Source organism: Sporosarcina sp. P33 (assembly GCF_002077155.1).
In the GTDB taxonomy this organism is placed as follows: Bacteria; Bacillota; Bacilli; order Bacillales_A; family Planococcaceae; genus Sporosarcina.
The window spans coordinates 3,148,878-3,172,659 of sequence record NZ_CP015027.1 but is presented as its reverse complement, the minus strand read 5'-3'; the positions used below and the strand labels follow the sequence as shown (position 1 = coordinate 3,172,659).

Below are 23,782 nucleotides of genomic sequence, written 5' to 3'. Positions count from 1 at the left end.
AACGCCGGGTGACGCGCCTGTGTTTGCACAGGACTCAAAAGGCAGGTTCAACAAGGCATTGTGACGGAAACTTGCAGCCGGTGGATTCCGCTCTCTTACACATGCTCTTTATCTACTGGTCCTTCTTCAGCGTTCAACATCATTTTCACCAATCATACAATATTCAGAGTAATTGTCAAGTGTCAAAGGAGCAGAAACGGGCGTTTCTCCATTAACAGCGGAGCATACGTTCAAGCGCATTTACTGCTTCAGCTGAGGTCACCTCATCCACTTTGATAATATTCTGTTCGGCGCCTTCCATGATGTTTTCAAGACTCCATAATAAGTGCGGCAAGTCAATGCGGTTCATAGTCAGACACGGGCACATTAACGGATTCAATGAAATGATGTCCTGCTCAGGGTGGTTTTCCATCAGCCGGTTCACTAAATTCATCTCCGTGCCGATCGCCCATTTCGTGCCTGGCGGCGCCGCTTCAATTTGGTCAATAATATATTTCGTCGAGCCGTTATCATCAGATTTCATGACGACTTCATGAGAACATTCAGGATGAACAATAATCCGCCGCCCGGGATCATTTTCCCTTAACTGGCGGATATTTTCCACAGTGAAATTTTCGTGGACTGAACAATGACCTTTCCACAAAATCACCCGGCAGTTTTCATCCTGCCCGTCGTATTCCAATTCATCTGTAATCGGGTTCCAAACAGCCATATGATCGAGCGGCACACCCAGATCATATGCTGTATTTCGCCCCAGATGCTGGTCAGGCAAAAATAAAATTCGCTTTTTCTGCGTGAACGCCCATTCAACAATTTTTTTGGCGTTCGATGACGTTACCGTCGCCCCGCCGCTGCGGCCGACGAATGCTTTAATCGCGGCGGTCGAATTCACATACGTCAGCGGCAGAATCGTATCCCCAAAACGCGCCTGCAGCTCATCCCACGCACGTTCTGTCTGATATATATCCGCCATATCCGCCATCGAGCAGCCTGCCCGCATATCAGGCAAATAGACTTTTTGATGTTCCGTTGTCAAAATATCCGCGGTTTCCGCCATGAAGTGCACACCGCAAAAAACAATATGCTCCGCCTGTTCATTGGCTGCGCAAATTTGCGCCAGCTGCAGCGAGTCGCCCGTGGCGTCCGCAAACTGAATCACTTCATTTTTCTGATAGTGATGGCCGGGTATGAACAGCTTCGTTCCCAGTGTTTGTTTGATGGTGCGGATTTTCTCTTCCATTTCATTGACGGTGTAATTTTTATAGTGTTCAGGCAACATAGCATCTGCCTGTCCTTTTATGAGATCAATCATCGACATGTTACTCAGTCCCCCTGCCCGGTTAGTTGTAAAGTAGCGCTGATATCAGCAGCAATGACAGAATGTGTCAGCGCGCCGACTGATATGTAATCAATTCCTGTGTTGCCGTAAGCTTCGATCGTTTCCTCCGTAATCATACCCGAGGCTTCAGTGATAATATGCGGCGGCACAAGCGGCAGCCATTCCGTAATTTGCTCCGGCAAGCGGTTATCGAACATAATAATATCCGCTTCCGCTTTGACAGCTTCTTTCAGTTGTTCAAGCGTCTCGATTTCCACTTCGATTTTTACCGTATGCCCCAGACGGCTTCTCAGCTGCGCGACCGCATTAGTGATGGAGCCTGCATAAGCCAAGTGATTGTCTTTCAGCATCACAGCATCATACAGGCCGTTCCGATGATTGAATCCTCCTCCTGTGCGTACTGCATACTTATCGAGCATGCGCAGTCCAGGCGCTGTTTTGCGGGTGTCACAGACTCTCGTATCCGAGCCGGATATCAGTTTCGTCAGCTGTGCAGTCTTCGTCGCGATAGCACTCATTCGCTGGATGCAATTCAATATGACGCGTTCTGCGCTCAACAGACTTCTGACGGGCCCTCTGGCAACAGCGAGCACTTGCTGATCTTCCATACGCTCCCCATCCTGCACATAACATGTCACTTCTATGGCGGGGTTCATCACGTGAAAACCTTGTGTAATCACATCCGTTCCACAAAATATGCCTGCCGTTTTGGCGATTATCTGCATTTCACCGAGTGCATCGGGCGGAAATAATGTGTTTGCCGAAAGATCGCCATCCCCTACATCTTCTATAAAAAATTGCTCTAGCATGGAAGCCAGTTTCATTCTATTCATTTGTGTACCTACTACCTTTCTCTGCTTGAGGTGTCTTTACATCTATCTTTACATAACTAAAGTTATATGACAAGATGAATATATTATTTTATGCAGGGGGTTTTTTATTTGCACTACTTTGATTACGCTGCAGCGACTCCGCTTTGCAAAGAAGCTGCAGCTGTCTATCTGTCAGTTTCGCAGCGGCAATTCGGCAATACTACGAGCCTTCACGATGAAGGAGGCGCAGCACAGCATGTCCTTGCACAGAGCAGGCAGCAGCTTGCGGCGCTGATCGGAGTGCGTGCAGAAGGACTTTATTTCACTTCGGGCGGGACAGAAAGTAATTCTCTTGCTCTTCTGTCTTTGGCACAGGCCGGCCGAAGAAAAGGGCAGCATATCATCCTGTCCGCAGCGGAACACCCTTCCCTTCATTCAGCTGCAGCATATCTGCAGGAAAGGGGGTATCGCATTTCACTGGTCCCTTTCACCAGCGAAGGTCTGATTGATTTACAAGCATTAACTAACGCAATAACAGAAGAAACTTCGGTTGTCTCAGTACAGCATTGCAACCCCGAGATCGGCACCATTCAGCCTGTCCGTGCCATTTCAGAGCTGGTCCGTCCTAAAGGAATCTATCTGCACAGTGACTGTGTGCAGTCTTTCGGCAAGCTGCCGCTGACAGACATCAGCGTATACGTTGACAGCCTGTCGTTGTCCAGCCACAAAGTCTACGGCCCTAAAGGTGTAGGAGCTGTCTATATAAATCCAAGAATCCGGGCTGTCCCGCTGTTCCCCGGAGCTACGCAGGAAAAAGGGTTTCGCGGCGGTACGGTTAACGTGCCGGGTATTGCCGCATTCGTCGCAGCCGCTGAGCTGGCTCAGACCGGCGTACAGCCGTTCACTGAACTTCGCGAGCTGTTTCTGGAATTGCTCTCAGCACGCAAAGATTTATTCACGTTTTACGGCAGCCCGCGTGCAGCCGAACAGCTGCCTCATATTGTGGGGATGTGCGTCAAACACTCAGAAGGTCAGCTAATTATGTTAGAATTAAACAGAAGAGGGTTCGCGGTATCTACAGGAAGCGCCTGCCAGGTCGGACAGCAGCAGTCATCGATGACGATGGGCGCGATGGATATCCCCCCGCATCTGGCGAAAGGTCTGGTCCGGATTTCATTTGGAAGCAGTTCCACTGGGGAGAGCGTAAAGAAATTGGCGGAAGCGCTGCTTGAAGTGGCAGAGAGCATGCACAAGATTCCGTCAGATATTTTATAGATTGCAGGTGAGAACATTGTGGCGTAAAACAAAGGCAGGAGGAGAACAGCGTCGTGAATTGATTCTTCGGACGCTGCAGGAGGCGGGCCATCCCGTGACAGGCGCTGAGCTCGGGCAGCTGACGAATGTCAGCAGACAAGTCATAGTCAGTGATGTCAATTTACTGAAAGCAAAAGATGAACCGATCATTGCAACAAATCAAGGATATTTATATACCCAGTCTGCTGAAAAATCAACAGATGCAGAAAAGATTATTGTCTGCAAACATGATCCTGAACAAACAGAGGAAGAATTACACATTCTGGTCGATCATGGAGTGACCGTAAAAGACGTGCGTGTCGAACATCCAGTATACGGCGATGTGAGAGCGTCGATTATGGTTTCAAACCGCCAAGAAGTGAAAGCATTTATTGACCAGATTAAGCAATCAAAAGCACCGTACCTGTTAAATCTGGACGAAAGCGGCATTCACCTCCATACGATCTCAGCCCCTAGGAAAGATCAGTTGCTGGAAGCGGAAAACGCATTAAAAAAAGCAGGATTCCTTGTCGAATAGGAATCCTGCTTTTCTATGGAAATAACCAAATACCGAATAAAGGGCCTGCAAGCGCACCGAGAATTGCCGACAGTGTCATGGCGACCGAACTCATGGAAGCTGTCTGTTCTCCATACTCAAGCGCTTTAGAAGTGCCTATCGCGTGCGCACCGACGCCAAGTCCGATACCCTGGCCGATCGCTGTATCAATTGCAAACCAGCGGGAGATCCAGGGGCCCATGAGGATGCCTGCAAGTCCTGCGATAATCACTAACACCGTGGCAAGCGAAGGAATACCGCCCAGTTCTTCCGCTATCTGCATAGCAATCGGTGACGTGATCGATTTCGGTAAGATGCTGGCAAGAAGTTCGGTTGAGAAACCTGCCAGCCTCGCAGCCAAGTCACCTGTAATCATCCCCGTCACACCTCCTGCCACTACCCCGCTGAAAATAGGAAGCAGATTTTTACTGATCAAATCGCGCTGTTTATACAATGGAATGCAAAGCGAAACGATCGCAGGGCCAAGCAGTGCGTCAATCCATCTGCCGCCCGTCATATACGTTTCGTATGAAATATCCAATAGTGATAACACGACGATCACTGCGATGGTTGTCGTCAGAATCGGAACTAAAAAAGGAGACCGGAGCCGAACGTAGACAGCGTTCATCAATATATACATAATGACCGTCAGCATGATCATCAAAACCGTAATCACCCATATGTTCATGAAAGATCCGCCTCCGCTTTTACGCTGCGTTTCGCAATAGACTGGCTGACCAGGCTGGCTGCAGCCATCGTAATGAATGTGCTGATAATCGTGATGACGATTAGCAGACTGCCTTTCCCTGCAAATACATGCCCATAATCCATGACACCGACTGTGGCCGGTATTAAATACAGCGGCAATGTAGAAAGAAATACATAAGCCCCTTTTTCCACCCAGCGAAGCGGCACGATTTTGACGGCAAGCAGCGCCCACAGCAACAGCAATCCGATAATGCTTCCAGGCAGCGGAATCGAAAGCCAGGTCCGCAAAAATTCACCCGTCAGAAATAGTATGTATAAAAAGGCTGCCTGTACGAGCGTGACGATGAGTTTCATTCCAACACTTCCTTACGTAATTCTCCAATTTATGCTAATCAAAATGAATACTCCCTCATTATAGAGATTTATCAATAAAAATCCAAGTCTTTCCGGACTTTCATTAAAAAATATTCAGATTATTCTTCCTACTGTTGACGCTATCTGTCAATTCATGTATAGTGTAGGAAGCCGTATTGAGCAAGTTGCCATTGCGCATGCTCGCGCGTTACGGGTGGATTTGGATTTCTAATTGCCGAGGAGGAAATGATATGCACCAAGGTAAAGTGAAGTGGTTCAGCAGTGACAAAGGGTATGGATTTATCGAAGCAGATGACGGTGAAGACGTATTTGTACATTTCACAGGAATTGCTACAGATGGATTTAAAACACTGGCTGAAGGCCAAACTGTTTCTTTTGAAGTAATTGAAGGAAATCGCGGTCCACAGGCGGCAAATGTATCAGCACTCGATGATGAAGCGTAACTTCATCTTGGCATGAAGTCGAATAAAAAATATAAACAAAGCATCCACGCAGCAGCGGGATGCTTTTTTACTGTCTATTTCGGTGCCGTACTAATTTTATTGATTTCTCTTCCGAGGAATTGCAGCTGATCTCCTATGGTACAATCGGAAATACAAAATTGGTGAGCGCCCGTTTTTCCGCGTTCTTTTGTCAGTTGTTTTTTTACGTAGCAGCCTTCACAATATATATCGAGCAATTGATTAATTTCTTTCATGACAAGTACTTTATTCATTAGAAAAGAACTCCCACCTTTCTTCCTTCTATTTTAGGCGGGCTGAAGAAATGATGCAAGTCATTACGGGAAGTTTTACAATTCATTACCAGACAGGAGCGACGCGAATTATGTTGGAAGTGTATATAGACGGCGCCAGTGCGGGAAACCCAGGACTGAGCGGAATTGGCATCCATATTAAAGGCGAAGGACAAGATGTGCGGATCAGTGAACCGATTGAGCCGACGAATAATCATCATGCAGAGTTTCAGGCGCTTGTGCGCGGCTTGGAGGAAGCCGCGAAGCTGACGGCCGGAATGGTGTCCATGCGTTCGGATTCAACAGTTGTCGTGCAGTCGATGGAAAAAGAGTTTGTAAAAAACGAGCAATATGCCCCCTATTTGAAGCGCGCATTAAAGCTCGCGGCGACGTTTGACTTTTTCTTTATTAAATGGATAGCGGACAGTACGAACAAAACGGCGGATTCACTTGCAAGGCAGGCTATTTTAGCGCAGAAGAAGCAGAAGGGCTGACCGAAAAGCCGATGGATGCATGCAAAGGACAACCTCTCTATAATTCTATTTCCGGTTTCTCCATTTCATCGCGCGAAAAGGCTGAGGAAAATAAATTCCTCAGCCTTTCTATGCTTTCATAAATATTACTGTCTGGGTTACAGAATCATATAACACCCATTCTCTGGACAAAACCACAGCACCCACGTTAATAATGCTTCTCTTATCCGCTACAGTCTGCTCTCTGCCCCATGTAAACGGCACGGTCTGTCCGTCCTGTGTTAGCCCTGAATGATGCGTATGGCCATGGAAGACAAGGTGTGCTTGCGGCAGATGTTCGGTCAGCCACGCTTCTCCCTGCTTATGAGGCCACTGATGACCGTGAATGATTACTGCATCGTCCGCATTCAGCATTTCAGGCAGATCATTGAGAAAATCTCTGACCGGTTCCTGCCGCTCTGTCAGCAGCAAAATGCGCTCTTCCTGATTTCCGTAAATTGACGGAAATGTCAGCAGCTCATCAAACCCTGCCGGATGGTTGATTACTTCTTCTACAGAACGATAAATTTGGCCATGAAGGTCTTTTTTACTGACTGTGCACTCATAGATGTCCCCGGTGCCGATAATTCTTGCCTGCGGAGCTTCCTTGGAAACCTGCTCCAGCACCGCCTGCAGATCTTCTTTTGACGAGTGAATGTCACCCAGCAGCGCAAATTGCATCGTGAATCAGCCCCTTATTGCAGTTTCAATCGGCGCATCGTCCTGAGAAATCCAGTCGCTGAAACTTCCGACGTATAATTTCACATTAGGATAATCCAGTTCCGTCAGTGCTGCGAATAAAGGAGAAGCTGTTACACCGCTGCCGCAGTAGACGATAATGTCATCTTCGGGTGCCGCGGTTTGCATCAGCTGTTCTTTCACTTTTTCTACATCAAACTGTCCGCCCTGTTTCAGCTGCTCCCAGTCAAAGTTGCGGGCAGTCGGGATATGACCCGCTTTATGATAGAGCGGTTCTTTTTCCCCGCGATAGCGGACTTCAGAACGCGCGTCCACAAGCACGGACAAACGATTGCCCGCCGCCACTTCTTCAACTTCATGGCGGTCGGCATACAGCTGCTCCTGCCAGTTCGGTTCGACTGCTGATTTTGCAGGCACAGCCGGTTCAGCAGTTACGTCAAACATTCCGCGCAACTCGCGATAGCCTTCGGTTACTACATGAACATCTGTGAATCCGGCATATTGCAGCATCCACCATGCGCGTGTTGCAAACGGGCTGCCGCCGTCGTCATAAATAAGAATGGCATCGGTAAGTTCCAAGCCGCTCGTGCGGAATAATTCCGTCAGCTGTTCTTTTGACGGCAGAGGATGACGGCCGCCAGTACGAGACGCACCCGATAAATCCTCTTCCAAATCCCAGTGAACTGCACCTTTCAGATGTTCTTGCTGATAGGCGAGTTTGCCGCTTTTTTCATCCTGCAATGAAAAGCGTGCATCGATCCATTTCACGTCTGCCGTATTTACATCATGAGCAGATACAAATACTTGTGTCATTGAACCATCTCCTCTTGTCGGATTGTTTCATAGATATTCTGCCATTGTTCCAGCTGCTCCGAACCGTCGAGCAATGTCCGCTCCGATTCGATCTGCACCAGACTTTCCTGCAATAGATGAACACGCAATGCTTCCGCCTCGTCATTAATCCACAAATCTGCCCACTTCTCAATACGTTCTTTCTGATCGCCAAGATAACTGGACGCATCGCCTTTTAACTTTTCTTCCAGTTTTGCTTTCAGAATATCCCGATCGCCGCGTTCAAAGAATGCTTTTTGATTTTTGAACGATTTATTGACTGCACTGTAGACCATAGGATCTTCATACGGGATGTCAAATGACAGCATATCTTTGTCATTCGGTTCATATGGAGACGGCACGATGGATTGATCCATATCGGACAGTGCACGGACTTCCGTGCGCTGGCGTTCCAGTAATTGCTTCTTCATGTAGTGAAGAATACGCAAATTGGTTACTTTCAATTCCTGCGTCAAATCAAAGCCGACCATATTCACAGTTTCCGCCAATGCGATTTTCAAAGCTTTTTCGGATGAATTTTTCGCAAATGTCGACGGGCTGTATCCTTCTTTAAAGAAATCTCCGAAACGCAAGAACACACGCTGTAAAATATAGTATACGAGTTCACTTAATTCATCATGTGTCGCTTTCACTAGAATTTCACTCGCACTCTTTTCAAAACGCTGCTTAATTGCCGCTTCGGCAATTGCCAGCTCTTCCAGTCTTTCCGCTTTTCGAGACCTGTTCTGTATGGTTCTGTCAATTAATGAAGCAAGCCGGTCAATTGTTTTCACCGTTTCTTCTTCAAGCGCCTGCACAACCTGCGCACGCAGATCATGCTCAAGGAACGCATAGAATTTCTCTTCAAAATCGGCCATCAGCGGGTTCGGCTGCTGCGCAAGCTTTCCTTCAAGCGCCTGCAGGCTAGAAATGCCATGCACACGCGGATTGCGGATTCCGAATTTCTGTAATTCATTGGCGACGAAACCTTTCACTTCTTCGCCTTCTTCTTCATTGGAAGCAAGGTCGATTGCGTTGACGATAAAGAACATCTTGTCGAGTTCAAATGCGTCCTTGACCCGGCCCAGCTGAATAAGGAATTCACGGTCTGCACGTGCGAATGCGTGATTATAATATGTGACAAACAAAATCGCATCTGCGTTACGAATATATTCAAACGCTACATCTGTATGACGTGCGTTGATGGAATCTGCCCCCGGTGTATCTACCAGCGTGATGCCGTGACGAGTCAGCGGGCAGTCATAGAAGAAATCGATAGAATCTACGAAACAGCTGCGTTCTTCCTGTGCCACGAATTTCGTGAACTCGTCACGCTCTACCGTCAGCGTCGTACCCAGTGCAGGGGTATACAGCGGATAGCCTCTTTGGAACGCACTGATAAAGGATTTATGAATATGCAAATTCTCATCTTCAAGCGGCTGCTTCATCGCTGCGTCTGTCTTATTGAATGCATCTTCAAGTGAAGAAACTTCGATGCCAAGTGCGCTGAATGACAATGCCACGTCTTCAGTCATCGTCGCTTCATCCTTCAAATGAATGTCTGCCGTATTATGCAGATGCGCTTCACTTACAGGACGGATCCGGTTAATCGCCGCCGTTGTCGGATTTGGAGATACCGGCAGTACTTTTTCACCAATTAAGGCATTTGAAAATGATGATTTGCCGGCACTGAATGCGCCAAATAATGCGACTGTGAATTCCTGTCCCTGCAGACGTGCCGCTTTCGTCATCAAATATTGAGCCGTTTCTGCGAACCCAGGGATCGTCTGAACAGATTCTGCAATATGCTGTGCATGCGCGATCGCTTTTTCCGAATCGACAAGCTGACGTTCTTCCGGCACTTCTTCCGCCGTTTCTTCTGCGGCTACCTTTTGTTCTTCGACTTTTGCCACAAAATCGATGGTCTCGATTTGTTTCGGCTTTTCCCACTGGGCAACCAGCTGATCGCGGCCCATGCGTGTAGGGGCGGACGGATTGGCGATTTCTTTGTCCACCCATTCCATGCGCTTCTTCCATTTATTTATTTCATTCAATGCGTCCACTTTCTCCTGCAGTATTTCAATGGTTTCTGCAAGAGGTCCTGACTGCTCACCGCCTGCTTCTTTTGCGATGACCGACATTTCCTGCTTCCATTTATCTGTTTTTCTCTTATAAACTAAATGAATCGCACGTTTCATCTGCTCCGCATAGTTCAGGATAGTTTCACCCGTAATGACTTCCTGCACCAGCAGCTGCTCGTCCACTTCATCAAACGGCAGCGACAAATCCATCGCATCGATTGCAAGAGACCGCTCATCTGTTAAAATCCCTGCTTCTTTCAATGATTTCTTCATCAAAGTCTTCATATAAATTTCGATTTGCGTATGCGCGAGACCCGAAATATTATCATCCAGCTTTTGACGGCGTTTTTCGCGTTCTTCTGCTGTCTTCTTCGCACCGAACAGTAAGCCGACTTTGAATTTCGGTGACTTTGCTTCCAAGTGGCTTTTCAGTAATTCTCTTGTCTCAAACGGCGCAAGTCCCGCATTCTCTAATAATTCATTGCGTTCTTTTTCAAAATTCACGTAGAATTCATCACCAGACACTAATTCCAGACGTTTTTTCGCGTCTTTCAAATCCTGGCTCAATTCTTCGTACTGTTCCCATTCGGACTCGCTGAGGATCTCTGAATAATTTTCTTTGACATCATCCACTTGCTGCTGAAGGAATGCCATATGCTCATCTTTCAATTTCAATAAAGACTGCCCGATATTTTGTTCAAAGTTTTCTTCCCGGTGTTCAATGGAACCGTCGACGATTGCTTTTACTTTCTCAAAATCATTATGCGGATGATCAAGCTGTTTCAATGAAGTGTAAAAAATCCCTTTCGGCTCTACTCCCCATAATTTGAATGAATCTTCAACGGACTTTTTAAAGTCATCGAATGACAGTTCACTGTCACGGTGTTTATCGATCTGATTAATGATCAGATAGACGTTGCTGTTATAGCGCATCAATTCTTTAGTGAACCGGAAATTCATTTCGGATTGAACGTGGTTATAATCCATCGTATAAAACACCAGATCAGCCAAGTGCAATGAAGATTCAGTTGATAGCCTGTGTGCATCATCTGTGGAATCGACGCCAGGCGTGTCCATAACAGTAATTCCTTCAGGAAGATTGGATTCCGTATGGCCGATTTCGACCAATGATACTTCCGCACCGTCCTTACTGAAGGCTTTCACACCTTCAGAGAAGCCGTGTCCGCTAAATTTCACAGCACTTCCGTCAACACGGTGAATGATTGCGTAATCTTCATCCGCTTTATGTACCTTGACGATATTTGCACTTGTCGGAATAGGGCTCGACGGCAGCAAATCATCACCCGTCAATGCATTGATCGTAGAGGATTTCCCCGCTGAAAAGTGTCCCGCAAAGGCAATCGTATATTCTTTCTCTATTATTTTATTGGCAAGTAATGCCGTTTTGGCTTTACGCTCATCATCTTCGTTGTTGGAAAAAATTTGGCCATATGTAGCAGATTGCTGTAAAAATTCATGGTTTGTAGACATAATCTTCGTCCTTTCAATTTTAACTCACCCCATCATACCATTAATGAGTGAAAAAATAGATAGTTACATGATAATTCCTGTGATTCGTGCGGAAAGTGCGTTCCGGCCCTGCAGCAGCGTCCCCGTTTACGTGTAAGTTACACAGCAGGATCATCTGTCAGCAGCAGTCTTATAGTTATAAAGTTAAAATACTAGTAGTCTTTTAGTTATGTTTGGTGATATAATTGGACTATAAATGTAATTGTGAGAGGATGTTCCTTTAGATGGACAAAGCAGCCAATGTACAAAAGGTATTAAACGCGACGATTTCCTCCCTTACGACAGTAGTCCCGCTCAAATTCCAAGTGCTCTCGCCAGCCCTGATTCAGCAGCCATATGAACAGCGTGAAATTAGTGTGTTAATTGGCCTTATCGGCGATATGAAAGGCCGGCTGATCGTAGAGCCGACGAATTCCATTATCAGTGAAATCGGCCAGGCGATGTTCGGTATGCAAATTGAAGGCGAGATGGCTGAATCATTCACTGGAGAGCTGGGAAATATGATTGCCGGAAATCTTTGTACCGTATTGGAAAAAGAAAATCTGACACTTGATATTTCCCCGCCGACTGTATTGACCGGCCAAACAAAATTTTACGGATTCAAACAAGCGTTTAAAATCCCTGTGAAATTTGAAAATGAAGATGTACTGAATTTATTGCTGACCATCGATGAAGAACGATAAAACACCAATAAAGCGCAAGGACGTCGGAATATCGACATCCTTGCGCTTTTTAGACAGTCATCACGAGAACGGCACAGGCAGCACGCGTTCGATGACCGGAAGCAATTCTTTATTCTCAGGTTTCATAAATAAATGAATCGAACCGAAGTCATCGCTCGTCCGGATCAGCCGGCCGATTCCTTGCCGCAGACGCAACAGCATAAACGGCAAGTCCACTTCGTCAAACGGATCTTCCGCAAATTCTCTGCGCGCTTCAAACAGCGGGTCGTGCGGAGGGAACGGCAGATCAAAGATAATGACACGTGTCAGCGCCTCGTTCGGCAAGTCGAGGCCTTCCCACAGATGGTACGAGAAGAATACATTGACTTTACGCTGCTGGAAATCTTTCACAAGCGAAGACAGGGAGCGCTCTCCTTCATAAGTTACCATCACACTTTGCTCTAAAGGCAGCTGCTCATAGGCGTCCATCATTGACTGCTTGGAGCCAAACAGCACTAATGTCTGTTCCTCATCTTCGAGCAGATCCGAGAGCCGGCTGATATTTTCTTCCGCTGACCCTTGCTCCAGATGAATTTTCATGACATTTTCATAATCAAAAGGTGAGGCGATAGAAAACGACTGGTAATCAACAATGCCCAGACTGTATGCCAAATAATCAAATGATTTCTCAACAGATAATGTTGCAGAAGAGAAAATAATCGGCATCGTGCCAGTAAACAATTTCTCTTTCAGAATCGACGTCACTAATCTTGGCATAATGAGCAATGTACTTTCTTCCCGGCGGTTTTCCAGCCAGTCCACCGCGTCGTTATCGCCGGCAAACAGTTCCATTGAATATATATATTGCTCCAGGTATTCTTCGACAATTTTCAAATCATATTCTGGAATTACATACAATTCGCCTTCAAATACAAATTCTTCAAGAAGTTCATTGGACAAAGCTACTGCTGTTTCGGCCAGCTTCATCATTTCTGCATTCTTTTCGATCGTCAAACGTTCATTATCATGCTGTGTGGCATTACTTTTCAGCTGATTAAAGAACATTTCATGCGTTTCAAGCAACTGTTCCATCAGCTGCAGTGATTTCTCACGGATGCCGTCGACCATAATTCGTTCGAGCAGCTGGATAATAGTCTGTTCCTGCACTTCATAAGTCAATGCGCGCTGAGCAGAGTACTCGAGCAAATGGCCTTCATCAAATACTACCATTGACACTTCCGGCAATAGAGGCAGCTGTCCCTGTCTGACGCGGGATTCTTTCGTCCATAAATGTTCCATATAAAAATCATGTGAACAAATAATCAAATCAGCCGCTTCACGGTAATGATTGCGATGAATCGTCTGACCGCAGCGGTTACGGATATCACATGCCGCACATTGCTGGATGGGGTGATAGTTAATCATATCCCATTCATGATCCGCGAGATACGGATAATCCGAACGCACTCCGTAAGGATACACCGACTGCAGCGAGCGTTCCGCATGGACAAATTCCGGCAGCTCATCTTCGACCAAATCGACGAAATCTTCATTGGTCTTCATGCTGGTTTCTTCCAGACGCTTCAGGCAAATATACTGGTTACGCGCTTTTGCCAGGCGCACGTCCACCGTCATATTCAGGGCCTGACTCAGCTTTTCAATATCGCCCTCTTCTTTTATCAACTGATCAATCAGCGTTTCATCCGCACAGGAAATGACTGCCGGTTTTCCTGTATAACGTGCGTAAGCAATTGCGGGCAATAAATAAGCAATCGTTTTCCCTGTACCAACGCCTGCTTCCGCCAGCAGCACATTCTTTTCTTTCAACGCCTGTTCTATTTGAAATGCCATGTAAATTTGCTCATCCCGGCATTCGAATCCTTTTTCCGTCAAATCGTCATATAATGTATCGCCGAGCCAGTCATTCAGCGATTCAAAAAATGTCTGCCCTTTATCCAATTCAAATGGAATTTTCGTATTCATAGTGTCCCCTCCTGAATGCATGCGAAAGGAAGAGGGGTCTTCTCCTCTTCCTGCTCTTTAAATTATGAACGCTGTCCCCAGAACTGATACAAATCAGTGCGAATAAAGCCGTTAAACAGTTTACGCTTCTTCGTTGCGCGCTTACCGTACATTTCTTCATAGTTTTCCAGGGAAGATAAAATATACACCGACCATGACGGATGCTGTTCCATGATTTTCCCAAGAACCCCGGCAATTTCTTCTGCTTCTTCCACTTCACCAAGTCTCTCGCCATAAGGCGGGTTGGCAATCAGTACGCCGTTGTGGCCTTCAATTTTCAGATCACGCACATCTTGCTGCTCGAATGAAATGATATCCGTAAAACCGGCTTCCAACGCGTTCCGCTGTGCAATAGAAATAATATTATAATCTACATCATAGCCGCGGATATCCAGTTCCAGATCGTACTTCGCGACATCTTCCACTTCTTCACGGACACGGTCCCAGACTTGTGCATTCATCCACGGCCATTCTTCACTAAGAAATGAACGATTGTAGCCGGGTGCAAGATTTTGCCCGATCATCGCAGCTTCAATTGCAATGGTGCCGGAACCGCAGAATGGATCGACAAACGGACGGTTTGGGCTCCATCTGGACAGCTTGACCAGCGCAGCCGCCATCGTTTCTTTCAGCGGCGCATCCCCTTGACCCAAGCGATAGCCGCGTTTATGCAGGCCCTGTCCGCTGGAATTAATCGTCAGTGTCACTTTGTCTTTTAATATGGATACTTCCAATTTAAACAGCGGACCTGACTCTTCCAGAAAGCCGGTTCTGTTATATGCGGTTTTCAGCCGTTCAACAATTGCTTTCTTCACGATAGCCTGACAGTCGGGAACACTGAATAATTTGGATTTGACAGATTTACCTGCTACCGGAAATGCCGCATCCGCAGGCAAAAACTCTTCCCAAGGCAATGCCTTTGTGCGTTCAAACAGTTCATCGAATGTATATGCTTTAAATTCACCGACGATAATGCGGACTCTGTCGCCTACACGCAGCCACATATTAGCTCTTGCGATCGTTTCTTCATTGCCTTGAAAATAAACTTTACCGTTCTCTGTCTGGCATTCATAGCCCAGATCTTTTATTTCAGATGCAACAATCGATTCAAGTCCCATTGCGGCGGTTGCCATTAATTTGTATTCACTCATGTTTCAGCACTCCCTTTGCTTCTGTTCAGCCGTTTCCACTCGATTGGAAAGGTTTATGTACTATTTTGCTTATATACAAAAGAAAAACTCTCCCAAAACTGTAGGAGAGCTAATTGTAAGGTAAATGCCATAGAATATTCTGTAAGCCATGTTTTGTTCTTCGGTACTCAAACGGCTTGCGCCTCGTACTTGAAGCGGTAATCATCTATCTACAGACAATTGTCTGTTCCTTCCTCCATTGAATTCTTTCGGAAGAACGCCCCTACCATAATTTGGGTTTCTCACTCGTGGGGTTTACCCGTTCCACCCGACATGTTTCCATGCCGGCTACGTCACTGTGGCACTTTCAGGGAATCTGGTCCATATCCGAAGACTTAGGAGTTATTCCCGCCATCAATGCAAAAGCATTGCCCCGGCTTATTTTTTCACCGAGCACGAACACTACGGTCATCTCAGATCCGTGTGAGCATGGACTTTCCTCTACAGCAGAAGCTGCAGCGATTACCTGAATACTCTCTATGGCACTCCTGAGTATACACCAGAACTAAGATTTACACAATGGATTCGATTGGGAAAGCGTTTAGAAATAAAATCAAGTGCAAAATCTTTACCCGTGGGTGAGTGAATTGGTGTCGTGTTTGGGATTGAAGCTCCAGCTGGGGACGCTTTCCGGAGGGCGTGGCTTGAGCCTCCTCGTCCGCTTCGCTTCCTGCGGGGTCTCAAGACGCACGCTGATCCTCCCGGAGTCGCCCCAGCTTCCGCTTCAATCCTACGCAGAAAGTGGATGGATGTATATCACTCACAAGAGGTATAGTGTTAATTATTGTTGTTTTTAAACCTAGTTAAGCTCAAGGTCAGTTCAAAAGATTACAACACTAACTTCAATGATTTTAATAAGTATCATCCAATCACGATGCTAGGGATTGGAGCGTAGGAGGGGCGACTCCCGGAGGATCAGCTCGACAGGTGAGACCACTAAAGGAGCATAGCGACTAGGGGGCTCACCGCGGGCCCTCGGGAACGCGTCCCCTCCGAAGCGCAAATCACCACCCCAACACCCCCGCCAACTCCCCCCCTCACCTACCCCAACAACCCCTAATTTCCAAGTGTAACTTTATTAAAACAGGGAATTGATGTAGCAGAATGGAATATGTACAGATGAAGGAGGATGCTGAAATGTCAGGAACTAAGGATGAGATTATTTTAAGAGGACTTTCTGAGAATAATTTAAAAAATATAGATTTGAACTTGCCGAAGGAGGAAATTACGGTTTTCACCGGGCTTTCGGGGTCTGGAAAGAGTTCTGTCGTATTTGATACGCTGGCAACCGAAAGCAGGCGGCAGATGACGCTGAATTATCCTCTTTATGTGAGAAATCAGATGCCGCGCTATGAAAGGCCGCGTGCTGATCTGATGCAGCACTTAAGTCCGGTTATCGTAGTGGAACAAAAACCTGCAGGCGGCAATTCACGTTCAACGGTCGGCACGTATATGGACATTCACCCATTGATCCGGCTGCTATTCTCCCGGATAGGCACTCCGCCGATTGGTTCCGCCACAGACTTTTCCAGTCAAAGTTCATTTGGGAAATGCCCTGAATGCAACGGCTTCGGTGAAGTTGTATATCCGGATTTACATAAAATCATTGATCTGGACAAATCATTGCGTGAGTACGCTGTAAAGTTTCAGCCGTTGTCTCCTTCAGGGTGGCAGGGCAGGTGGATGATGACAGGCGGATTATTTGATCCGGACCTCCCAATTAAAGATTATCCCGAAGAACAGTACAATCTGTTAATCTACGGACCTCCCGAAGGTGAACGGGTCTTTGCACCGTTCCATACTAAAGACGGACCGCATGATCACGAGTGGGATGGCTTGTTGCCAAGATTCGTGCGGCTGTATATCAACCGGGATATTACAAAACTTAAACAGACTTCACAGGAGGACGTCCTGGCTGTATCAACACATACTATATGTCCGACTTGCCACGGTTCCGGCCTGAACCCTGAAGTATTGAAATGTAAAATAAACGGCTTGAACATTGCAGAGTATGATCAGCTGGAACTGACAGAGCTGCTTCTGGAATTAGAAAAGATAGATGACCCGCTTGGCGAATCTATCGCTCGGCAGGCTATTCCGAATGTTCAGCAGCTGATTGACCTCGGGCTTGGCTATTTAAGTTTATCAAGAAAAATGGGAACACTGTCTGGCGGTGAGGCGCAGCGGGTGAAAATCGCCAGACACTTAGGCAGCAGCTTGAACAATATTACGTATATTTTCGATGAGCCGAGCGCCGGTCTTCATCCTGAAGAAGTGGACATGCTCATCGATATGCTGGAAAGCCTGAAAGCCAACCATAATACAGTAATTGTGATTGAACATGATTTGTCGGTCATTAAAGTTGCCGATGAAATAGTAGAAATGGGCCCCGGCGCGGGTGCAGCTGGCGGTAAAGTGGTCTATCAGGGTAAGCCTGACGGATTGAAGCACACCTCCGCTCTGACGAATCTGAATCATAAGCTGCAAATCAATCCCCAGCCGCGCAAATCCCATGATTATTTCAAACTCAATAAAGCCGTGAACAATAACTTAAAAGATGTCAGCATTGCTATCCCTAAAAATGTCCTGGTATCTGTCTGCGGCGTTTCGGGATCAGGCAAGAGTTCCCTTTTACTTGAAGCGTTTTCGGCAAAATATCCTGACACCATCAAAGTCAGCCAAGGACGCATTGGAATCTCCAGCCGTTCCACACTGGCGACCTATATGGGAATCATGGATGATATCCGGCAAATCCTTGCGAAAGAAACGGGACAGCCCGCCGGTTTATTCAGCTTCAATTCACTGGGCGCCTGTCCGGTATGTAAAGGGAAAGGAGTGACTGCGCCTGACGTCGCATTTGCAGATCCTGTGACCGTTGTATGTGAAGCATGCGGCGGGTTGAGATATTCAGATGAGGCACTTTCGTATCAGTACAAAGGCAAAAACATAGCAGAAATTTTAGAACTGACAGTGGATGAAGCGGCTGAATACTTTGTCATGCCGAAAATCCTGAAAAGAATGGATATGCTGCAGGAAGTAGGTTTAGGTTATCTGACATTAGGCCAGACCACGAGTTCATTAAGCGGCGGTGAAATTCAGCGGCTCAAACTTGCAAGCCATCTGCAAAACGAAGGGCAAACATACTTGCTCGACGAACCGTCGTTAGGGTTGCATATGAGCGATAACGGAAAGCTGCTGGATTTATTCCAGAAGCTGGTAAATAGAGGGAATTCGGTTATTATTATCGAGCATAACCTGGACTTTATCGCAGCCAGCGACTGGGTAATTGAGTTAGGTCCTGGAGGGGGCAAACGCGGCGGGAATATATTATTTGAAGGTACGCCAAAAGAGATGCTGTCTGCAGATACATTGACGGCTAAATGGCTGAAAAAGAGTGTCTGATTGACTGGTCTATGCCAAAGGACTTGAAGATGGGAGTGGAGTTAATTGAGTACGCTTTATATTCATACAGAAGATCAGCGGGTCAAAAGTATATGTGAAAGAGATGCAGCGATGAAACAGCTGATTTCGCTAGTGGGAGATCTCAAAATCCCTTTGCGTTCGGATTATCTTTCGTCGATTGTCCGTTCTATCATTGGACAGCAAATCTCCGTCAGTGCAGCCAGCGCAATTTACGGGCGGCTGCTTGAATTGCTTGGCGGCAGTATTACTGTTAAGGGATTACTGGATACTTCTAATGAAGAGCTGAGGCAAGCGGGGTTAACTGTCAGAAAAGCTGAATATGTGAAAGACTTGGCTGAAAAAATCACAGCAAATGAACTCGACCTCGAAAATATTGCAGACTATGATGACGCGTCTGTGATGAAACAGTTAATCAGTGTAAAAGGAATCGGTAAGTGGACAGCGGAAATGTTTCTCATCCTGTCGCTTGGACGCGAAGATATACTCGCTGTAGATGATGTAGGTATACAGCGTGCTGCCAAATGGCTGTACGGAGCAGATCAATCAGAGCGCCGCCAAATACTTATTGACAAGTCACCTCTTTGGGCTCCCTATCGTTCGATCGTCTCTCATTATCTGTGGGAAGCGATTCACCTGGGGTTTGTCAGCGATTACGACTCGATCGATCAGGTGCTGCAGTCCAAACAGATGGAATTGCCGGGAGACCATGGGAAATTCTGAAGTTACGAAAAGAACCGCCGCTAAAAAGTGCGATTGGCACCTTTCGCGGCGGTTTCTTTATAGATGCTGTAAATTTCCTGTCGTCTTGAAATTTTACTCTTCAACCAATTTATCGCCAAATACTTCTCTTTCCAAATTAGCGATACGCTGAATAATATCAATATTGGTAGTTTGAGGTGCAGGTGTGGCGGACCGTCTCTGAGAGGAATTCACTTCTGCTTTCAGTCTAGTATTCTCTTCCTGAAGGCGCGCAACTTCCTTTTTGAAAGTTTCATAGTCCTGAATCACATCATCGAGGAACCAGTCTACTTCTTCTTGCTTATAGCCTCTAATGGCCTGTTTAAATTCTTTTTCTAAGATTGTTTTCGTATCGAGCTTTAATTCCATGACAAAACGTCCTTCCGTCTATGATTCCATAAGGTCATTATAGCATATGTTGTCATTCTTTGTCTTACTCCAAAAGACCATTATTCCTCGCGTGTCGCTTCTTGCGCTTGCCCAGGAAATAATTTACGGGTGATCCGTATTTCCCGCTTGGCCAATGATTTCGTCATTCGGTCGAAGAAGCGTTTAGTAAAGTCATTTGGCTGCTCCAACAGTGTTTTCGCGCTGATAATGCTCTCGTAGGCCAGCTGGAAGTTTTTCATCTGATGCTCATATAATTTCGCAAGTTCTTCAAATGCCAGGAGCTGCTCCCTGCCGCTTCCATATAAAGAGACAATTTCAAATGACTGAACCGCACGTTCATATTCCTTATTGCGCTTTAGTAAAAGACCTAAATGATAATGTGTTAACGGATAGCTGGACCCGTAGGTTTCCGCGATTCGCTGTAATTCCTTGTAGCTGTGATCCGTTAAACCAAGATCTTGAAACCATTTGGCGATATTCGTTGCAACTTGTGCATTCTGCTGACTTTCTTCCTCCATGATGATATCAGATGACAGACTGAACAGCGTCACAAGCGACAGGATATCCCATTCATTATGCCACATGACTTTCATCAGTATTTCTGCACGGCCATTTTTCACCGCATCCTGATAGATGATCGGCGCCATATGACCCGGAATATCGTCTTTCCGGTGAAATCCGAGCTGCATTTTTTCGACTTCTGCCAATTTAAATGAATCCATCTGACCTTTCCATATGCGCCGTGATCCGTGCAGCAGATCGATCTGATGAGGCACAGGCAGCGGCGGCAGCTGGTTCCGGTGCAGCGACCAGCGTGTCTGCAGCTGAGGAAAGTCAAAACTCTTTCCATTATACGTCACGAGTGTGAGCCCTTCTTTCCACAAACCGGACGCATAAAGGAACGCCGCTTCGTGATCGGGATTCGGCAGCACATATTGTGTCATGACAAATTCATCGGACGTCAACTCCAATAGACCGATCAGGAAAATAACAGCCCCTGCACCTTTCAGACCTGTCGTCTCCGTATCAAAAAACAGCAGTTTACCTGATTCCGGTGATAAAGGATGCGCATAGTCAGCTTCTGACCACTTCAAGAGCTTCTGCTTAATATCTCCCAGCCGAAAATCTCCATGCATCATCTCCAACGGATAATGTACGACACGTTTATAGACGATCCCCAAGTCATTTTCGATTTTTTCCATACCGGTTGTCAGCCAGCGCTTTTCATAAAGGGGCGCCGGCGGTTTCGTGAAGATCTCTTTCGCTTCTTGAACTACAGCCGTCTTCTTCACCAGTGACTTCATCGCCATTAATTTCTTCTCATAAGACATGACGATTCAGCTCATCTATCTGTTCCTGCGTTTGTGGGCTATCCACTATATGCCGAACCTCTATCGCATAGAACGGCAGAAAATTATTTTCATACATATATTGCAACATTCTCATTTCACCTCAAAAGTGATTGTACTGATATGGATTATACATGATTTTCGCAAATCATAGGTGAAATGAACGTTGCGGGAAGGATCAGACGATTTCTCAGCTTATAAAAAAATGATGCATCCGTCAGCATGGATACATCACACCAGCTTTTCTATACACTACCAGTTACCCCGTAACCGTCTCTCTCGCTTTAACCGGAACAACAGCCAATACATTGTCGATCAGGAAAGTCCGTTTGGAATGACGAAGAAAACAATACGCACTAAATGTTTTATGATGGACGCTGAGGACACGAATTTTCCGTTTGCTGATCGAACCGTCCTTCGCCAAATACATTACTTCCAGAACATCCCCATACTGAAAAGCCTTCTCCAATGATTTACGCACATTTGTTCCCCCCTCTTTGTTTCAGTATAAAGAATGTACGTTCTGTTGTAAAGAGTTTAACAAGGCATTCACAACGTTTTTTCTTTTTCAGCGAGGGGTACAGTAATTGAATAAAGGAGTGGCTTCTATGTCTTTTAATTACGATTTGGATTACAGCACTTTAGACTTACGCAAACACCCCGAACTGTATCGGGTCGGCCAAGGCGAACAAGGAGTCTTATTAGTAGAGCCTTATAAAAGCGAGATTTTGCCGCATTGGCGTTTTAAGACACCTGACATAGCGAAAGAGTCCGCCGATACAATTTATGGAATGTTTGAGGAATACCGAAAGAATGACGACTTTGTCGGAATGGATATGGCTCGGAAATTCATACAAATGGGGTACACACGTGCACGCCGGTATGCCAATCATAAAAGCGGACGGAAGTATAATGAGGACGGCACAGTAAAAGAGCGGGAACTGGACCCCGTGAAAGCGGAGTCTGCAGCAATTTTCAAAGAGCGATGGGATGCGATTCGTGAAGATGAAGACTATATTAAACGAAAGAAAGCTCATCAAAAAGCATATGGCTGATAGGGAGTAAAAAACGATGAACGTCTTACGCAGAAGACATTCATCGCTTTTTTAGGCTGTCAGAACGTGAAGCAGTTCCCTCTTCTCTTCCAGTCTAGAAGAATCCAACGGCTCAAGTACTTCATGTGTAAAATGATTCCACACATAATTGCTCATTTGAAATACTAGTTTTTTTGACTTTTCATCTTTAGAAGTGCGTGCGATATACAAAAGAGAATCGAATAAGGCATTCAGAACACTCGCATCCTCCTTGCCGTAATAACTGATCTGGCTATATGCCGAATAAAAATAATCGTCTGCTTTCGGATACATCGCCACCAGGCACGGCTTGTTTTCTTTTGTATATGTAACGGCGATTCCGCCAGGCAGAAGAGATGCCCTCTGTAACACTTCGCCGATCGAGTGAATACAACGGATTGCCGTATTCGGATCATTGATTCCGGGTGACAGCGCACGCAAAGCAATCTCCACCAGTTTTTCGATTCCATATTCCACATCCTGTAAAATCGAACGTTCCTCCCCCAGTGAGAAGTGGGAGGATAGGTCTTTCGCGGATACTTCTTGTTCAGAATATACCGTTGCCAACACCGAATGGGTTCCGCAAAATGCTCCGACCGGCTTTACTACATCTACGATTGCATCCTGTCCGACCGCCCATTCCGTCAGCTTTTTGTACTCAATATATTGTATGTATCCAAAGGTTCCGCTCTTTATTTCCGTAACGAATGGAAAACTTTGCACGAAAAACGGTTTTTCATCACTCCAGACAACGGCGTTTTCCTGCATTCCTTTCTTTTCACTTTTCAGCGCTTCAATCACATCATTAGCCAATTCACGAATCAATCGACTGACCTGTACCGATGTTCCGACATTATGGATAAAAAATGCAAAGTATGCCAGACAGATGACCGCAAGCAAGACACCGACAGAGGCTGAAATAACTTCGTGATCAATGGACGCTTTCCGCATAAATAACAGGGACAGGATGGTATAGACAAATCCTCCCATGAAGATTCCCAATACGCGCTGTGTCGATAATTTATTGAGAAAATTTTGAAGAGCTCGAGGCGAAAACTGGGACGAGTACATCGTCAGTACAACCATAATTGTCGAAAACGTCACGGTCGTCATGGTCAGCAATGCGCCTGACAGCGTTCCTAAAATCGTTTGTGCCAAATCCACCGATGTCCGGAAATAAGAAGGTGTGTATGCTTTCAGTTCATAATTGTACCGTGTATCTATCAATACCATGCCAAGTGCCAGCAACGATGCGATAGCTGTATAGACGCTTGGTATGAACCAAATACTTTCACGCATTCTCACAAGTATTCGTTTGAACATAGGCATCGCTCTCCTCTCCTTGGCAGCTGAATCTTTCTGTTGATACTGTACCCTGTATCACGGCCTGATAATCGTTTTAAAAAGACTCTGGTGAAACTATATATGACAGTTAAATTAGTCAATTTGACAAATATACTTGTCAA

The 23,782-nt window shown here is 46.0% G+C and carries 22 protein-coding genes and 1 other RNA gene; 8 read left to right on the top strand and 15 right to left on the bottom strand.

The annotated features are described in order from the left end of the window. Positions 1 to 211: 211 nt before the first annotated feature. Both nadA and nadC read right to left on the bottom strand, forming a co-directional pair. The gene (gene nadA / locus SporoP33_RS15500) at positions 212 to 1,318 is read right to left on the bottom strand and encodes a quinolinate synthase NadA (RefSeq protein ID WP_081244606.1); all 1,107 of its coding nucleotides are present in this window, start codon (positions 1,316 to 1,318) and stop codon (positions 212 to 214) included. A 5-nt stretch (positions 1,319 to 1,323) separates the two neighbouring features. Further along, positions 1,324 to 2,172: a carboxylating nicotinate-nucleotide diphosphorylase gene (gene nadC, locus SporoP33_RS15495; RefSeq protein ID WP_081244605.1), complete on the bottom strand. Its 849-nt coding sequence runs from the start codon at positions 2,170 to 2,172 to the stop codon at positions 1,324 to 1,326. A 108-nt stretch (positions 2,173 to 2,280) separates the two neighbouring features. Between nadC and SporoP33_RS15490 the strand changes: the two genes are divergently transcribed. Both SporoP33_RS15490 and SporoP33_RS15485 read left to right on the top strand, forming a co-directional pair. After that, positions 2,281 to 3,426 (top strand): IscS subfamily cysteine desulfurase, encoded by a 1,146-nt coding sequence (locus SporoP33_RS15490; protein WP_231293264.1) that lies wholly within the window; start codon positions 2,281 to 2,283, stop codon positions 3,424 to 3,426. A gap of 16 nt (positions 3,427 to 3,442) precedes the next feature. Then, a complete protein-coding gene (locus SporoP33_RS15485; RefSeq protein WP_081244603.1) occupies positions 3,443 to 3,982 on the top strand; it encodes a transcription repressor NadR in 540 nt (179 codons plus the stop codon). 13 nt (positions 3,983 to 3,995) lie between these two features. Here the strand turns inward: SporoP33_RS15485 and SporoP33_RS15480 are convergent, their stop codons facing one another. Both SporoP33_RS15480 and SporoP33_RS15475 read right to left on the bottom strand, forming a co-directional pair. Then, positions 3,996 to 4,688 carry an LrgB family protein gene (locus SporoP33_RS15480; protein WP_081244602.1) on the bottom strand — a complete coding sequence of 231 codons (693 nt, stop codon included), beginning with the start codon at positions 4,686 to 4,688 and terminating at the stop codon, positions 3,996 to 3,998. Next, positions 4,685 to 5,062 carry a CidA/LrgA family protein gene (locus SporoP33_RS15475; protein WP_081244601.1) on the bottom strand — a complete coding sequence of 126 codons (378 nt, stop codon included), beginning with the start codon at positions 5,060 to 5,062 and terminating at the stop codon, positions 4,685 to 4,687. Before SporoP33_RS15475 ends, SporoP33_RS15480 begins: the two co-directional genes overlap by 4 nt. 251 nt (positions 5,063 to 5,313) lie before the next feature. Between SporoP33_RS15475 and SporoP33_RS15470 the strand changes: the two genes are divergently transcribed. Continuing rightward, positions 5,314 to 5,526, top strand: coding sequence for a cold-shock protein (locus SporoP33_RS15470; RefSeq protein WP_081244600.1), 213 nt, complete (start codon positions 5,314 to 5,316; stop codon positions 5,524 to 5,526). Between the two features lie 74 nt (positions 5,527 to 5,600). On the opposite strand, the gene SporoP33_RS15465 is transcribed toward SporoP33_RS15470, so the two are convergent. Further along, positions 5,601 to 5,798, bottom strand: a complete 198-nt coding sequence (locus SporoP33_RS15465) for a zinc-finger domain-containing protein (RefSeq protein WP_081244598.1) — start codon at positions 5,796 to 5,798, stop codon at positions 5,601 to 5,603. A gap of 110 nt (positions 5,799 to 5,908) precedes the next feature. On the opposite strand from SporoP33_RS15465, the gene SporoP33_RS15460 reads away from it, so the two are divergent. Further along, complete coding sequence (locus tag SporoP33_RS15460; protein ID WP_081244892.1) at positions 5,909 to 6,310, top strand: ribonuclease HI family protein; 402 nt, start codon at positions 5,909 to 5,911, stop codon at positions 6,308 to 6,310. Positions 6,311 to 6,418: 108 nt separating this feature from the next. Here SporoP33_RS15460 and SporoP33_RS15455 read toward each other — a convergent pair whose 3' ends face one another. Genes SporoP33_RS15455 through SporoP33_RS15445 form a run of 3 tightly spaced genes read right to left on the bottom strand, consistent with a single transcriptional unit; the run spans position 6,419 to position 11,430 of the window. Then, positions 6,419 to 7,009 carry a metallophosphoesterase family protein gene (locus SporoP33_RS15455; protein WP_081244596.1) on the bottom strand — a complete coding sequence of 197 codons (591 nt, stop codon included), beginning with the start codon at positions 7,007 to 7,009 and terminating at the stop codon, positions 6,419 to 6,421. 6 nt (positions 7,010 to 7,015) lie between these two features. Further along, positions 7,016 to 7,840 (bottom strand): sulfurtransferase, encoded by an 825-nt coding sequence (locus SporoP33_RS15450; protein WP_081244595.1) that lies wholly within the window; start codon positions 7,838 to 7,840, stop codon positions 7,016 to 7,018. Next, the gene (locus SporoP33_RS15445; protein WP_081244594.1) at positions 7,837 to 11,430 is read right to left on the bottom strand and encodes a dynamin family protein; all 3,594 of its coding nucleotides are present in this window, start codon (positions 11,428 to 11,430) and stop codon (positions 7,837 to 7,839) included. Before SporoP33_RS15445 ends, SporoP33_RS15450 begins: the two co-directional genes overlap by 4 nt. A gap of 263 nt (positions 11,431 to 11,693) precedes the next feature. Here SporoP33_RS15445 and SporoP33_RS15440 point away from each other — a divergent pair, with 263 nt between their 5' ends. After that, positions 11,694 to 12,152 (top strand): chemotaxis protein CheX, encoded by a 459-nt coding sequence (locus SporoP33_RS15440; protein ID WP_081244592.1) that lies wholly within the window; start codon positions 11,694 to 11,696, stop codon positions 12,150 to 12,152. Positions 12,153 to 12,212: 60 nt separating this feature from the next. Here SporoP33_RS15440 and SporoP33_RS15435 read toward each other — a convergent pair whose 3' ends face one another. From SporoP33_RS15435 to rnpB, 3 genes are all read right to left on the bottom strand, one after another. After that, the gene (locus tag SporoP33_RS15435) at positions 12,213 to 14,114 is read right to left on the bottom strand and encodes an ATP-dependent DNA helicase (protein WP_081244591.1); all 1,902 of its coding nucleotides are present in this window, start codon (positions 14,112 to 14,114) and stop codon (positions 12,213 to 12,215) included. 62 nt (positions 14,115 to 14,176) lie between these two features. Continuing rightward, positions 14,177 to 15,304, bottom strand: a complete 1,128-nt coding sequence (locus SporoP33_RS15430; protein ID WP_081244589.1) for a THUMP domain-containing class I SAM-dependent RNA methyltransferase — start codon at positions 15,302 to 15,304, stop codon at positions 14,177 to 14,179. Between the two features lie 137 nt (positions 15,305 to 15,441). Further along, positions 15,442 to 15,817: RNase P RNA component class B (rnpB, locus tag SporoP33_RS15425), an RNA gene on the bottom strand. Between the two features lie 663 nt (positions 15,818 to 16,480). Here rnpB and SporoP33_RS15420 point away from each other — a divergent pair. Then, on the top strand, positions 16,481 to 18,745 hold the full coding sequence (locus SporoP33_RS15420) for an ATP-binding cassette domain-containing protein (RefSeq protein ID WP_081244588.1): 2,265 nt from the start codon (positions 16,481 to 16,483) through the stop codon (positions 18,743 to 18,745). A gap of 45 nt (positions 18,746 to 18,790) precedes the next feature. Beyond that, positions 18,791 to 19,486: a DNA-3-methyladenine glycosylase family protein gene (locus tag SporoP33_RS15415; RefSeq protein ID WP_081244586.1), complete on the top strand. Its 696-nt coding sequence runs from the start codon at positions 18,791 to 18,793 to the stop codon at positions 19,484 to 19,486. 93 nt (positions 19,487 to 19,579) lie between these two features. On the opposite strand, the gene gpsB is transcribed toward SporoP33_RS15415, so the two are convergent. From gpsB to SporoP33_RS15400, 3 genes are all read right to left on the bottom strand, one after another. Next, positions 19,580 to 19,873, bottom strand: coding sequence for a cell division regulator GpsB (gene gpsB, locus SporoP33_RS15410; protein ID WP_081244585.1), 294 nt, complete (start codon positions 19,871 to 19,873; stop codon positions 19,580 to 19,582). Positions 19,874 to 19,953: 80 nt separating this feature from the next. Then, positions 19,954 to 21,225, bottom strand: a complete 1,272-nt coding sequence (locus SporoP33_RS15405; protein WP_081244584.1) for a ribonuclease H-like domain-containing protein — start codon at positions 21,223 to 21,225, stop codon at positions 19,954 to 19,956. A 277-nt stretch (positions 21,226 to 21,502) separates the two neighbouring features. Further along, complete coding sequence (locus SporoP33_RS15400; RefSeq protein ID WP_081244582.1) at positions 21,503 to 21,724, bottom strand: transcriptional regulator; 222 nt, start codon at positions 21,722 to 21,724, stop codon at positions 21,503 to 21,505. Between the two features lie 127 nt (positions 21,725 to 21,851). Between SporoP33_RS15400 and SporoP33_RS15395 the strand changes: the two genes are divergently transcribed. Next, the gene (locus SporoP33_RS15395; protein WP_081244581.1) at positions 21,852 to 22,298 is read left to right on the top strand and encodes a DUF4385 domain-containing protein; all 447 of its coding nucleotides are present in this window, start codon (positions 21,852 to 21,854) and stop codon (positions 22,296 to 22,298) included. A gap of 51 nt (positions 22,299 to 22,349) precedes the next feature. Here the strand turns inward: SporoP33_RS15395 and SporoP33_RS15390 are convergent, their stop codons facing one another. After that, positions 22,350 to 23,639 carry a DUF2254 domain-containing protein gene (locus SporoP33_RS15390; protein ID WP_196796814.1) on the bottom strand — a complete coding sequence of 430 codons (1,290 nt, stop codon included), beginning with the start codon at positions 23,637 to 23,639 and terminating at the stop codon, positions 22,350 to 22,352. Positions 23,640 to 23,782: the final 143 nt, after the last annotated feature.

Coding starts and splice junctions, on each gene's coding strand:
- nadA (WP_081244606.1), bottom strand. CDS start 1,318: ATGTCGATGATTGATCTCATAAAAGGACAGGCAGATGCTATGTTGCCT.
- nadC (WP_081244605.1), bottom strand. CDS start 2,172: ATGAATAGAATGAAACTGGCTTCCATGCTAGAGCAATTTTTTATAGAA.
- SporoP33_RS15480 (WP_081244602.1), bottom strand. CDS start 4,688: ATGAACATATGGGTGATTACGGTTTTGATGATCATGCTGACGGTCATT.
- SporoP33_RS15475 (WP_081244601.1), bottom strand. CDS start 5,062: ATGAAACTCATCGTCACGCTCGTACAGGCAGCCTTTTTATACATACTA.
- SporoP33_RS15470 (WP_081244600.1), top strand. CDS start 5,314: ATGCACCAAGGTAAAGTGAAGTGGTTCAGCAGTGACAAAGGGTATGGA.
- SporoP33_RS15465 (WP_081244598.1), bottom strand. CDS start 5,798: ATGAATAAAGTACTTGTCATGAAAGAAATTAATCAATTGCTCGATATA.
- SporoP33_RS15460 (WP_081244892.1), top strand. CDS start 5,909: ATGTTGGAAGTGTATATAGACGGCGCCAGTGCGGGAAACCCAGGACTG.
- SporoP33_RS15455 (WP_081244596.1), bottom strand. CDS start 7,009: ATGCAATTTGCGCTGCTGGGTGACATTCACTCGTCAAAAGAAGATCTG.
- SporoP33_RS15450 (WP_081244595.1), bottom strand. CDS start 7,840: ATGACACAAGTATTTGTATCTGCTCATGATGTAAATACGGCAGACGTG.
- SporoP33_RS15445 (WP_081244594.1), bottom strand. CDS start 11,430: ATGTCTACAAACCATGAATTTTTACAGCAATCTGCTACATATGGCCAA.
- SporoP33_RS15440 (WP_081244592.1), top strand. CDS start 11,694: ATGGACAAAGCAGCCAATGTACAAAAGGTATTAAACGCGACGATTTCC.
- SporoP33_RS15435 (WP_081244591.1), bottom strand. CDS start 14,114: ATGAATACGAAAATTCCATTTGAATTGGATAAAGGGCAGACATTTTTT.
- SporoP33_RS15430 (WP_081244589.1), bottom strand. CDS start 15,304: ATGAGTGAATACAAATTAATGGCAACCGCCGCAATGGGACTTGAATCG.
- SporoP33_RS15420 (WP_081244588.1), top strand. CDS start 16,481: ATGTCAGGAACTAAGGATGAGATTATTTTAAGAGGACTTTCTGAGAAT.
- gpsB (WP_081244585.1), bottom strand. CDS start 19,873: ATGGAATTAAAGCTCGATACGAAAACAATCTTAGAAAAAGAATTTAAA.
- SporoP33_RS15405 (WP_081244584.1), bottom strand. CDS start 21,225: ATGTCTTATGAGAAGAAATTAATGGCGATGAAGTCACTGGTGAAGAAG.
- SporoP33_RS15395 (WP_081244581.1), top strand. CDS start 21,852: ATGTCTTTTAATTACGATTTGGATTACAGCACTTTAGACTTACGCAAA.
- SporoP33_RS15390 (WP_196796814.1), bottom strand. CDS start 23,639: ATGTTCAAACGAATACTTGTGAGAATGCGTGAAAGTATTTGGTTCATA.